The sequence below is a fragment of the Streptomyces sp. NPDC002536 genome (genome assembly GCF_053594995.1).
The window spans coordinates 18,871-29,542 of the sequence record NZ_JBSFWU010000094.1 but is presented as its reverse complement, the minus strand read 5'-3'; the positions used below and the strand labels follow the sequence as shown (position 1 = coordinate 29,542).

The 10,672-nt window shown below is 71.4% G+C and carries 14 protein-coding genes; 12 read left to right on the top strand and 2 right to left on the bottom strand.

Translation table 11 applies throughout. The features are described from left to right. The coding region (locus ACWD4B_RS27680) for an ABC transporter transmembrane domain-containing protein (RefSeq protein ID WP_451423309.1) at positions 1-451 on the bottom strand (451 nt) is incomplete at its 3' end. Positions 452-563: 112 nt separating this feature from the next. Between ACWD4B_RS27680 and ACWD4B_RS27675 the strand changes: the two genes are divergently transcribed. The 6 genes from ACWD4B_RS27675 (at position 564) to ACWD4B_RS27650 (ending at position 4,801) form a co-directional block, all read left to right on the top strand. Further along, a complete protein-coding gene (locus ACWD4B_RS27675; protein WP_451423308.1) occupies positions 564-875 on the top strand; it encodes a MoaD/ThiS family protein in 312 nt (103 codons plus the stop codon). 10 nt (positions 876-885) lie between these two features. Next, positions 886-2,022, top strand: a complete 1,137-nt coding sequence (locus ACWD4B_RS27670) for a hypothetical protein (protein ID WP_451423307.1) — start codon at positions 886-888, stop codon at positions 2,020-2,022. 138 nt (positions 2,023-2,160) lie between these two features. Then, complete coding sequence (locus tag ACWD4B_RS27665; protein ID WP_336415351.1) at positions 2,161-2,865, top strand: DUF2993 domain-containing protein; 705 nt, start codon at positions 2,161-2,163, stop codon at positions 2,863-2,865. Between the two features lie 433 nt (positions 2,866-3,298). Next, entirely contained in the window at positions 3,299-4,141 is an 843-nt protein-coding gene (locus tag ACWD4B_RS27660) for a sulfurtransferase (protein ID WP_451423306.1), read from the top strand. A 30-nt stretch (positions 4,142-4,171) separates the two neighbouring features. Continuing rightward, positions 4,172-4,459, top strand: coding sequence for a DUF1416 domain-containing protein (locus tag ACWD4B_RS27655; RefSeq protein ID WP_336415353.1), 288 nt, complete (start codon positions 4,172-4,174; stop codon positions 4,457-4,459). 90 nt (positions 4,460-4,549) lie between these two features. Continuing rightward, positions 4,550-4,801 (top strand): DUF3099 domain-containing protein, encoded by a 252-nt coding sequence (locus ACWD4B_RS27650; RefSeq protein WP_451423305.1) that lies wholly within the window; start codon positions 4,550-4,552, stop codon positions 4,799-4,801. A 14-nt stretch (positions 4,802-4,815) separates the two neighbouring features. Here the strand turns inward: ACWD4B_RS27650 and ACWD4B_RS27645 are convergent, their stop codons facing one another. After that, positions 4,816-5,184, bottom strand: a complete 369-nt coding sequence (locus ACWD4B_RS27645; RefSeq protein ID WP_451423304.1) for a DsrE family protein — start codon at positions 5,182-5,184, stop codon at positions 4,816-4,818. Between the two features lie 286 nt (positions 5,185-5,470). Here ACWD4B_RS27645 and ACWD4B_RS27640 point away from each other — a divergent pair, with 286 nt between their 5' ends. The 6 genes from ACWD4B_RS27640 to ygfZ all read left to right on the top strand — a co-directional run bounded on the left by ACWD4B_RS27640 (position 5,471) and on the right by ygfZ (position 10,642). After that, complete coding sequence (locus ACWD4B_RS27640; RefSeq protein ID WP_391153792.1) at positions 5,471-6,085, top strand: FABP family protein; 615 nt, start codon at positions 5,471-5,473, stop codon at positions 6,083-6,085. A gap of 216 nt (positions 6,086-6,301) precedes the next feature. Beyond that, entirely contained in the window at positions 6,302-7,381 is a 1,080-nt protein-coding gene (locus ACWD4B_RS27635; RefSeq protein WP_451423303.1) for a FecCD family ABC transporter permease, read from the top strand. Then, positions 7,381-8,154: an ABC transporter ATP-binding protein gene (locus ACWD4B_RS27630; RefSeq protein WP_451423302.1), complete on the top strand. Its 774-nt coding sequence runs from the start codon at positions 7,381-7,383 to the stop codon at positions 8,152-8,154. The genes ACWD4B_RS27635 and ACWD4B_RS27630 overlap by 1 nt, the downstream gene beginning before the upstream one ends. A 14-nt stretch (positions 8,155-8,168) precedes the next feature. Further along, positions 8,169-9,194 carry an ABC transporter substrate-binding protein gene (locus tag ACWD4B_RS27625; protein WP_451423301.1) on the top strand — a complete coding sequence of 342 codons (1,026 nt, stop codon included), beginning with the start codon at positions 8,169-8,171 and terminating at the stop codon, positions 9,192-9,194. Between the two features lie 19 nt (positions 9,195-9,213). Further along, on the top strand, positions 9,214-9,651 hold the full coding sequence (locus ACWD4B_RS27620) for a Fur family transcriptional regulator (protein ID WP_414168293.1): 438 nt from the start codon (positions 9,214-9,216) through the stop codon (positions 9,649-9,651). Between the two features lie 10 nt (positions 9,652-9,661). Beyond that, on the top strand, positions 9,662-10,642 hold the full coding sequence (gene ygfZ, locus ACWD4B_RS27615; protein ID WP_451423300.1) for a CAF17-like 4Fe-4S cluster assembly/insertion protein YgfZ: 981 nt from the start codon (positions 9,662-9,664) through the stop codon (positions 10,640-10,642). The last annotated feature ends 30 nt before the right edge of the window (positions 10,643-10,672 follow it).

Here is a 10,672-nt window from a genome sequence, read left to right as displayed (position 1 = left end):
GCGCCAGGCCGATGCCGCCGATGCACATGATCGGCGCCGAGACCATCAGTGTGAACCCCATGAGCGTCAGCATCTGGACCTGCTGGACGTCGTTGGTGGTCCGGGTGATCAGCGAGGGCGCCCCGAAGCGGCCCACCTCGCGCGACGAGAAGGACTGGACCCGGTCGAAGACCGTGGCGCGCAGATCGCGCCCGAGGGCCATGGCCGTGCGGGCACCGAAGTAGACGGCGCCGACCGCGCAGACGATCTGCACGAGCGTGACGGCGAGCATCACGCCACCGGTGCCGAGGATGTAACCGGTGTCGCCCTTCACGACGCCCTTGTCGATGATGTCCGCGTTGAGGGTAGGGAGATAGAGCGTGGCAAGCGTCTGAACGAGCTGCAGGAGCACGACCAGCGCGATCGGTCTGGAATAGGGCCTCAGGTAGGCCCGCAGAAGTCGCACCAACACACAAGAAGCCTATGCGAGCAAGAGGGCGTCGGGCTTCTGCTTTACCGGCTGCGGACCTGACGCGCCCCGGCACCCGTCATCATGGATGCGGCAGACAAAGGAAGGGGACGCCGTGGCGACGACACAGACGGCAGGGCCGGGGATCCCGGCGCAGCCGGGGCCGGTACCGTCCGGCACGGTCCGGTACTGGGCCGCGGCCAAGGCCGCCGCCGGCACGGCCGAGGAGCCGTACGCGGCGCGCACGCTGGCCGAGGCGCTGGGCGCGGCCCGCGTGCGTCACGAGCGCAGCCCGGAATTCGCGCGCGTGCTGTCGCGCTGCTCGTTCCTGGTGGACGGCGCCCCCGTCGGCACACGCGACCACTCGACGGTCCAACTGGCCGAGGGCGGCACGGTCGAGGTGCTCCCGCCCTTCGCAGGAGGGTGACCCCGGCAGCATGAGCGATCAGCACCACGATCCGTACCAGCCCTACGACCCGTACGGACAGCAACATCAACAGCAACAGGACCCGTACGGCTCGTCCTACGACTACGGGTCCTACCCGCAGCCGCAGCACCGGCACCCGCAGCCCGCGGCCTGGCCGGAGCACGACCCCGCCCAGCACGATTCGATGACCCAGACCTGGCAGACGCAGACCTGGGACACCTCGACCTGGCAACAGCCACTCGTGCAGGACGACCCGGTCCCCCATGACTCCTACGGCTCCTACGCGTCGCAGCCGATGCCCGCACACCAGGTTCCGGTGTACGAGTCGGAGCCCGCGCCCGCGCCGTTGGTCGTCGCGGCCGTCGCCGAACCGGCGCTCGCCGAGCGGCCGATGACCGCGGCGGAGAAGGCCAGGGCCGAAGGCCGGCCGCAGATCCTGTCGCCGGGGCTCCGGCCCGCCCTGCTGACGACCGTGCTCGCGGCCCTGCTGGCGGCCGCCGCGCCGCTGGGGCGGCCCGCGCTGGCCATGCCCGTGGTGCTGCTGCAGGCGGTGACCGCGGCGGGCTGGTTCCGGCTGAACGGCATGTGGCCCGCGCGGCAGGGCATCGCGCTGGCGTTCCTCGGCGGCGTGGCCGCCGACATCGGCCTGCTGGCCACGGACGCCGGGCAGGCGCCGAAGGTGGTGCTGGGCACGCTGGGCGTGTGGGTGCTGCTGGTCGTCGTGCTGCAGCTGCGCAGCCAGGCCTCGCCCGACGAGCGGCTGTACGGGCTGACGGCCGCGACCGGGTCGGCGGCGCTGGCGGTCCTGGCGGCCGGGCACCTGGCCGCGGACCACCGCGCCGTGGTGACCGGTGCGCTCGGCGTGGCCGTTGCCGTGCTGGCTCGCGCGCTGCCCCTGCCGTCGGTCGCCTCGCCCGTCGTCGCGCTGATCGCGGCCGCGGGCGCGGGGGTCGCGGGCGGGAGCCTGACCGGGCTCGGTGCGTCCGCCGCGCTGCTGGGCCTGGCGGCCGGTGCCTGTGCGCTGGTGGGCCTGCGCGTGGCGAGTTACGACTACCCGTCCCGTTTCGTCCACATGACGGCGGGAGTTGCGCTCCCGCTGGCGCTGGCCGCGCCGGTGGTCTACGTCCTCGGCAGGGCGCTCGCCTGACCAGTCGGTTCGCCGACCTGATCAGTTACAGAACGGTTGCACCCACCCCCCGGCTTTCCTCTGATCCGTCCGGTTAGGCTCGACGGACATGCCGGGGGGTGCCGAAACCGATCTGAACTGGAGGGGGAGCGACAGCGGATGCGTGGAATACGGGCAACACTGATCGTCGTGATCGTCCTGGGGGCCCTTTTCGTGGGCGCCGACCGGGCGGCCGTGTACATCGCCGAGAACCAGGCCGCCGACAAGATCCGCACCAGCCAGGGGCTTTCGGGCACGCCCGAGGTGTCCATCAAGGGCTTCCCCTTCCTGACCCAGATCGCCGACTCCCGCCTCGACGAGGTCGACGTCAAGCTCGACGGAGGCATCACCGCCGAGTCCGGCGGCCGCTCCATACGCGTCAGCGGCTTCGACGCCCAGCTGCGCGGCGTCCGCATCAACAGCAGCTTCACCTCCGCCGTCGCCAACCGCGCGACCGGCACCGCCCACATCTCCTACGAGGACCTGACGAAGGCCGTCGCCGACCCCGGCGTCACCGTCGGCTACGCCGGCCAGGGCCAGGCGGGCAAGGTCAAGGTCACCGGCCGGGCGAAGATCATGGGCCAGGAGATCGAGCGCAGCGTCATCTCCTCGGTGACGATCGCGGACGGCAGCACGGTACGGGTCCACGCGGACGAGGTCCCGGCGCAGGGCATCCCGGGCGTGGAAGAGGCCGTTCGGAAGAAGACCGACTTCGACCGCCAGATCACGGGCCTGCCGAAGGGCCTCAAGCTGGACAAGGTCGAGGCGACCCCGACGGGCGTCGACATCACCCTGACCGGCTCTGACATCAGCCTGGCGGGCTGATGAAGGCGGGGGGCTTAGCGCCCCGTCAGGGGCGCGGGGAACTGCGCGACCAGCCACAGGCGGCCCGCACGTCCCGAACTGCGAGACACTTATGCCCGCACAGCAGTACGACCGGAGCGGAAAGGGCGCTCCGAGGTGCCGGGCACCACGCAAAATCCCGCCAAGTGAGACGGCGCATCCCAATATGCGACACGACGGTGACACGCGTCCCCGCCCGTCCCTACGATCCCTTCTATGAAGCGACAGGCGGATCTCACGAAGCGGCGGGCAGTCGACCTGTGCCGCCTCTCCGCCATGCTCTGTCGCCGTGTCTGACGGGGACGGCTTCCTCACGCTCTCCCCCGTCCCCTCCCCCACGGCCCTCCGGCCGTCTCCTTGCCCTACCGCCGCACAGCCGCGCGCACTTCCTGCAACTGCCCCGGAGGAGAACAGCATGAGCCGCAGTGACGTCCTGGTGGACGCCGACTGGGTCCAGGACCGCATCGACGCCGCCGACCCCAGGACCGTGATCGTCGAGGTCGACGAGGACACGTCCGCCTACGACAAGAACCACATCAAGTCGGCCATCCGGATCGACTGGAAGACCGACCTCCAGGACCCCGTCCGCCGCGACTTCGTCGACCAGGCCGGCTTCGAGGAGCTGCTGTCCGCGAAGGGCATCGCCAACGACGACACCGTCGTCCTCTACGGCGGCAACAACAACTGGTTCGCCTCGTACGCCTACTGGTACTTCAAGCTCTACGGCCACCAGGACGTGCGCCTCCTCGACGGCGGCCGCAAGAAGTGGGAGCTGGACTCCCGCGACCTGGTCGCCGAGGTCCCGCAGCGTCCCCGCACCGAGTACCGGGCGCAGCCGCAGGACGCCTCCATCCGCGCCTTCCGCGACGACGTCGTCGCCGCCATCGGCACCCTGAACCTCGTCGACGTGCGCTCCCCCGACGAGTTCAGCGGCAAGCTGCTGGCCCCCGCCCACCTCCCGCAGGAGCAGTCGCAGCGCCCCGGCCACGTGCCCACCGCGCGCAACATCCCGTGGTCCAAGGCGGCCAACGACGACGGCACCTTCAAGTCCGACAGCGAGCTCGAGGAGATCTACCGGGGCGCGGGCGTCGACCTGGGCAAGGACACCATCGCCTACTGCCGCATCGGCGAGCGCTCCGCGCACACGTGGTTCGTCCTGCACGAGCTGCTCGGGCAGACGAACGTGCGCAACTACGACGGCTCGTGGACCGAGTACGGCTCGCTCGTCGGCGTGCCGATCGAGCTCGGCGCCAACTGACCCCGCCCTCTACCCCAGAAGGATCACAGCATGTGCGGAGCAAAGGCCGGCGGCCCCGACGCGTCGACCGCCAAGTCCGGTGAGACCACCATCCAGGGTTCCGTGACCCGCGACGGGCAGCCCGTGTCCGGCTACGTCCGACTCCTCGACAGCAGCGGCGAGTTCACCGCCGAGGTGCCCACCTCGGCGACCGGACAGTTCCGCTTCTACGCGGCCGAGGGCACCTGGACCGTCCGGGCACTCGTGCCGGGCGCCACGGCGGACCGTAAGGTCGTCGCCCAGCAGGGCGGGCTGACCGAGGTGGCCATCGCCGTCTGAGGACCGGAGGGCCGCACTCCCCGGGTTGGACGCCATGATGGGGGAGTGCGGCCCTTCGCACGCTGCAGGATCCGGTCGTACCGTTGAACTGTGTACGCACGGCGACGGCGCATGTACTTCGCCATGATGGGCACCTGCATCGGCATGTTCGTCCTGGCCTGGGCGGTCGTGCGCCTGTGGTCCGTGCCGGCGGCCGTGGGGATGTGCCTGTTCGCGATGGTCATCCCGCCGGTCGCGGCGATCGTGGCCAATCGCCGCGGGCCGGAGGACCGGTGGTGGGACGATCCGTCGGGGGACGAGGAGTCCGACAAGTGGTGGGACGAGCTGGACGGTAAACGGTGAGCGCCGGGTGCGGCTCAGTACACGAGCGCCTGCGCGCCGTCCGCCATCGCCTCGCTCACGAAGACCTGCGCGCCCGCGATGCGCGCGCCCTCGATCAGGTCCGACTCCTCGATGTCCCGGCGCGCGGCGCACTGCGTGCACACCGTGATCGTGCCGCCCCCGGCCAGGATCCCCTCGATCAGGTCCGGCAGCGGGGCCGCGTGCGGCAGTTCGAACTCTGCGGCGCGCCCGGGGAGGGCGAACCACGTCGACTCCCCCGTCAGCCACAACGACACCTCGACGCCGCTGGCGACGCCCACCGCCGCCACCGTGAACGCCTGAGAGCACCGCTCCGGCGCGTCCGCGCCCGCCGTCACCTTGATCACGAGCTTTTTCTTCGCCATGCGATCACTCTAGGACCGGCCGGATCCACCTCACAGCGCCGCTCCCGGCACGGCCGACTAGACTCGTCCCCGGTCCGTACTTCCGTACACATCCACCCCCTCCGACCGAGGAGCGCGCTCGTGCTTGAGGCTTTCTTCACCACCCTGCTGGTCCTGGTCGCCGTCGGCGTCGTCGCGTTCGCCGGGCTGACCTGGAAGAAGCTGTACCAGGGCCAGCGCTGACGCCGACGCCTCAGCGAATCGGCCGCCCGAGCATCCGTCCCCTACAGATCGTCTGAGCCCACTCATGATCGAGATTCCCTCCGGCCTCCACCCGGACGTCGCCCCGCTGCTCTTCCTCGTCGGTACCTGGGAAGGTGCGGGCGTCGCGGACTTCCCCGGCGCCGAGAAGTGCAACTTCGGCCAGGAAGTGATCTTCACGCACGACGGCCGGGACTTCCTGGAGTACGTCTCGCACACGTGGGTGCTCGACGCCGAGGGCAAGCCGGTCAAGCCGATCGAGACCGAGAGCGGCTTCTGGCGCGTGACCAAGGACCGCAAGGTCGAGGTCGTCATGACCCGCGACTCCGGCGTCGCCGAGGTCTGGTACGGCGAGCTGGCGCCGGACAACAAGCCGCAGATCGACCTGGTCACCGACGCCGTCGCCCGGACCGAGGCCTCCGGACCGTACTCCGGCGGCAAGCGCCTGTACGGCTACGTCAAGGGCGACCTGATGTGGGTCGGCGAGAAGGCCACCCCCGAGGTGCCGCTGCGCCCGTACATGTCGGCGCACCTGAAGAAGGTCGCCGGCGCCGGAAGCCTCCAGGAGTGGGCGCAGAACCTGCCCGAGGACGGCCCGGACGGCGTCGCCTTCTACCGTCAGGACGGCACCCCGTACAACCCGGAGAACCCGGAAGCCTGAACCGGCACCACCTCAGCGCACCGCGGGGAAAGCCGGTCGAAATCCGGCGCTGACCCGCAACGGTAGGCGGAGGGAACCCCCGGGTCCCCCTCCGCGAGCCCGATCGCCCGCGGCGCGTGAAGCTCCCTGCTCACTCGCCGTGGACTGCGAGGGGAGGCCCTTCCCCGGGGACGCCCTGTACGTACGGACGCGGCACGAGGCGAAGGCGTACGCCCCGTGGCGATCACCCATCAGCACAGTGCACCGACGACCCGGGCGGCCCGCCGGCTGCCGCTGCCGCCGCTGATCGCCGGGCTCGGCGCCGCCCTCCTCGTCTCGCTGCTGTGCGGCGTGGCGCTCGGCGCCTCCGGCCTGTCCTGGTCCGCGGTGCTGCGGTACCTGCACGCCGGGCTGACCGGCGGCACCCTCTCCGCGGACGAGTCCTCCGCCTACACCATCGTCTGGGAACTGCGCTTCCCGCGCGCCCTGCTGGCCGCCGTCGTCGGCGCGGGGCTCTCCGCCGTCGGCGTGGCCGTACAGGCCATGGTCCGCAACGCGCTGGCCGACCCGTTCGTCCTGGGCATCTCCTCCGGCGCCGCGGTCGGCGCCAACGCCGTCCTGCTGTTCGGCGCGCTGGGCTCGCTCGGCGTATGGGCGCTGTCCTCGGCCGCGTTCGCCTCCGCGCTGGGCGCGATGGCGCTCGTCTACGCGGCCGCGCGCACCCCGCGCGGGCTGACGCCGCTGCGGCTCGTCCTGACCGGCAGCGCCATGTTCTACGGCTTCTCCGCCGTCACCACGCTCATGGTCTTCAGCGCCGAGCGCGGCGAGGCCGCCCGCTCGGCCATGATGTGGCTGCTGGGCAGCCTGGGCGGGGCCACCTGGGCGAACCTGCCGATCGCCGCGGCCGCCGTGCTCGCCGGACTGGCGTGGCTGCTGTGGTGCGCGCGCAGCCTCAATGCGCTGGCCATGGGCGACGAGACCGCGGCCGCGCTGGGCGTCGACCCCGCCCGGCTGCGCCGCAGCCTGTTCGTCGTCACGGCGGCCGTCACCGGGGCCGTCGTCGCCGTCAGCGGGGCCATCGGCTTCGTCGGGCTGATGGTCCCGCACGTCGCCCGCATGCTCGTCGGCGCCGACCACCGCCGGGTGCTGGCCGTGGCACCGCTGCTGGGCGCGGTGCTGCTGGTGTGGGTCGACACGCTCTCGCGGCTGCTGCTGGCGCCCGTCGAACTGCCCGTCGGCGTCATCACCGCCCTGCTCGGCGTGCCCTGCTTCGTGCTGCTGATGCGCCGCCGCGGCTACACCTTCGGAGGTGCCTGATGCAGGTGGACATCGAGAACCTGTCGGTCGAGATCGCGGGGGCCCGGCTCGTCGAGGACGTCGCGCTCCGGGCGGGCAGCGGGCGGTTCGTGGGGCTCGTGGGCCCCAACGGCAGCGGGAAGTCGACCCTGTTGCGCTGCGTCTACCGCGCCCTGCGGCCGACCGCCGGGCGCGTCCTGCTCGCCGGTGACGACCTGCACGCGCTGAGCGCGCGCGAGGGCGCCCGCCGACTGGCGGCGCTGCCGCAGGAGTCGGTCAGCGAGTTCGACTTCACCGCCGCCGAGGTCGTCGCGATGGGCCGGCTGCCGCACCAGGGCGCGGCGGGCCGCGTCACGGCGGACGACACCGAGGCGTGCGCCGCCGCCCTCGCCCGGACCGGCGCCGCGCACCTGGCCGGCCGGGGCTTCCTGACGCTCTCCGGCGGCGAGAAGCAGCGTGTGCTGATCGCCCGCGCCCTGGCGCAGCAGCCGGAGGTGCTCGTCCTGGACGAGCCGACCAACCATCTGGACATCGCCCAGCAGTTGGAGGTGCTGTCCCTGGTGCGCGCCTCGGGTCTGACCGTTCTTGCCGCGCTGCACGACCTCAACCTCGCGGCCACGCACTGCGATGCGCTGTACGTCATCGCGGGCGGCCGCATCGTCGCCTCCGGCCCGCCGCACGACGTGCTGAGCGCGGAACTGCTCGCCGACGTCTTCGGCGTACGGGCGCACCGCGTGCCGCATCCGGTCACCGGCGCACCGCAGTTGCTCTTCGACCGTCTGACCGCCCAGTGAACCGTAAGGACCTCATGCGCGCCCCTCGTACCGCCGTTGCCCTGCTCGCCGCGTTCGCCCTGACAGGGTGCGGCGCGAAAGTGACTGAACGCCCGGACGACAACACCGCGAAGGCCTCCGGCCGTTATCCCGTCACCATCGAGAACTGCGGCGTGAAGACCACGTACGACAAGGCGCCGCAGCGGGTCGTGACGAACGACGTCAACATGGCCGAGATCATGTTCGCGCTCGGCCTGGAGGACCACATGGCGGGCTACGTCGCGCCCGCCTACAAGGGCGGCCGAATCGCCGAAGAAACAGCACCGTGGAAGGACGGCTACAGCACGGTCAAGTGGCTCTCCAAGAAGGAGATCACCAAGGAGCTCGTCCTGGACGCCAAGGCCGACTGGGTCTTCGCGGGCTGGAACTACGGCTTCGGCAAGGGCAGCGGCTTCACGCCCGACGCGCTGAAGAAGCTCGGCGTCGGCTCGTACGTGCTCACCGAGTCCTGCCACAACGGCGGGAACGGCAAGGCACGCGGCGTGATGCCCCCGCTGGACGCGCTCTACGCCGACCTGGAGAACCTGGGCAGGATCTTCGGGGTGGAGGACCGGGCGGCGAAGCTGATCGCGGACTCGAAGAAGCAGGTCGCCGAAGCGCAGGCGCAGGTGCCGCAGGACGGCGGCCGGCCGAAGGTCTTCCTCTACGACAGCGGCCAGGACAAGCCGACGACGGCAGGCGCGTTCGCCGCCCCGCACGACATCATCGCCAAGGCGGGCGGCGAGAACGTGATGAAGGACCTGAAGGACTCGTGGACGGAGGTCGGCTGGGAGACCGTCGTCGAGCGCGCACCCGACGTCATCCTGATCAACAACTACGGGGATGTGAGCGCCGAGCAGAAGAAGAAGTTCCTGACGTCCTACCCGCCGCTGGCGGACGTCCCGGCCGTCAAGAACGACCGCATCTTCGTGCTGGACTACGTCGACCTGGTCGAGAGCCCGCGCAACCCGGCGGCGGTCGCAGCCCTGGCCGGATATCTGAAGGGGGTACGCGGCCGCTGAAGCCTCCTAGACTGGAGGCGTGGTGGACACCGACTGGCAGAGCGACCTCCGTAAGCGCGGCTACCGGCTGACCCCGCAGCGCCAGCTCGTCCTGGAGGCGGTCGACCGTCTTGAGCACGCGACACCGGACGACATCCTCACCGAGGTCCGCAAGACCGCGGGCGGGGTGAACATCTCGACCGTCTACCGGACGCTGGAGCTGCTGGAGGAGCTGGGGCTGGTCAGCCATGCCCACCTCGGGCACGGCGCGCCCACCTACCACCTGGCCGACCGGCACCATCACATACACCTCGTGTGCCGCGACTGCACCAGCGTGATCGAGGCCGACCTGTCGGTGGCCGCGGACTTCACCGCGAAGCTGCGCGAGGACTTCGGCTTCGACACGGACATGAAGCACTTCGCGATCTTCGGCCGGTGCGAGCAGTGCTCCGCGAAGGAGCGCTCCGAGGCGCCGTAGGCTTGAGATCATGCCGCTTCCATCGAAGAGCCCTCTGCTGTCGCTGCCCGGCGCCGTCCCCGCCGAGGGGCCGGACGAAGGCGTCGCCGCGCACTACGGCGACCCGTTCCGCGAGCAGCGCGCCCTCGCCGGCGGGTCCGGTTTCGTCGACCTCTCGCACCGCGGGGTCGTCACCGTCACCGGTCCCGACCGGCTCGCCTGGCTGCACCTGCTGCTCACCCAGCACCTGAGCGAACTGCCGCCCGGCCAGGCGACCGAGGCGCTGATCCTCTCGCCGCACGGTCACATCGAGCACGCGCTGTACCTGGTCGACGACGGGGAGACGACCTGGGCCCACGTGGAGCCCGGGACCCTGGAGGCGCTGATCGCCTACCTGGAGAGCATGAAGTTCTTCTACCAGGTCGACGTCGCCGACCGGACCGCGGACATCGCCGTCGTGCACCTGCCGGCCGGCTCGATCGCCGAGGCGGACGCCGACGTGGTGGTACGGGAGACGCCGCACGGGCGCGACCTCTTCCTGCCGCGCGAGCGGCTGGAGGCGTTCGCTGCGACACACGGCCCCGCGGCGGGCGTCCTCGCCCTCGAAGCCCTGCGGGTCGAGGCGCACCGGCCGCGGCTCGGCCTGGAGACCGACCACCGGACCATCCCGCACGAGCTGGGCCTGATCGGCGTGGCCGTCCACCTGCAGAAGGGCTGCTACCGGGGTCAGGAGACGGTGGCCCGCGTCCACAACCTGGGGAAGCCGCCGCGGCGGCTGGTCTTCCTCCACCTGGACGGCAGCGGGGTGACCCTGCCGGGCCACGGCGCCCCGGTCCGCCTGGCGTCCGACGGCCCGGAGGGCCGCCAGCTGGGCTTCGTGACGACCTCGGCCCGCCACCACGAGCTGGGGCCGATTGCGCTGGCGCTGGTCAAGCGGAACGTGCCGCTGGACGCGGCACTGCTCGTGGACGAGGGCACGGCGGCGGCGCAGGAGGTCGTGGTCGAGCCGTAGGGGTCGGTGCCCCGTCAGGGAGGCGGGGCC

What these genes read in the sequence shown, in the direction of transcription:
- ACWD4B_RS27670 (WP_451423307.1), top strand. Translation starts at nt 886, where the DNA reads ATGAGCGATCAGCACCACGATCCGTACCAGCCCTACGACCCGTACGGA.
- ACWD4B_RS27665 (WP_336415351.1), top strand. Translation starts at nt 2,161, where the DNA reads ATGCGTGGAATACGGGCAACACTGATCGTCGTGATCGTCCTGGGGGCC.
- ACWD4B_RS27660 (WP_451423306.1), top strand. Translation starts at nt 3,299, where the DNA reads ATGAGCCGCAGTGACGTCCTGGTGGACGCCGACTGGGTCCAGGACCGC.
- ACWD4B_RS27655 (WP_336415353.1), top strand. Translation starts at nt 4,172, where the DNA reads ATGTGCGGAGCAAAGGCCGGCGGCCCCGACGCGTCGACCGCCAAGTCC.
- ACWD4B_RS27645 (WP_451423304.1), bottom strand. Translation starts at nt 5,184, where the DNA reads ATGGCGAAGAAAAAGCTCGTGATCAAGGTGACGGCGGGCGCGGACGCG.
- ACWD4B_RS27640 (WP_391153792.1), top strand. Translation starts at nt 5,471, where the DNA reads ATGATCGAGATTCCCTCCGGCCTCCACCCGGACGTCGCCCCGCTGCTC.
- ACWD4B_RS27630 (WP_451423302.1), top strand. Translation starts at nt 7,381, where the DNA reads ATGCAGGTGGACATCGAGAACCTGTCGGTCGAGATCGCGGGGGCCCGG.
- ACWD4B_RS27625 (WP_451423301.1), top strand. Translation starts at nt 8,169, where the DNA reads ATGCGCGCCCCTCGTACCGCCGTTGCCCTGCTCGCCGCGTTCGCCCTG.
- ygfZ (WP_451423300.1), top strand. Translation starts at nt 9,662, where the DNA reads ATGCCGCTTCCATCGAAGAGCCCTCTGCTGTCGCTGCCCGGCGCCGTC.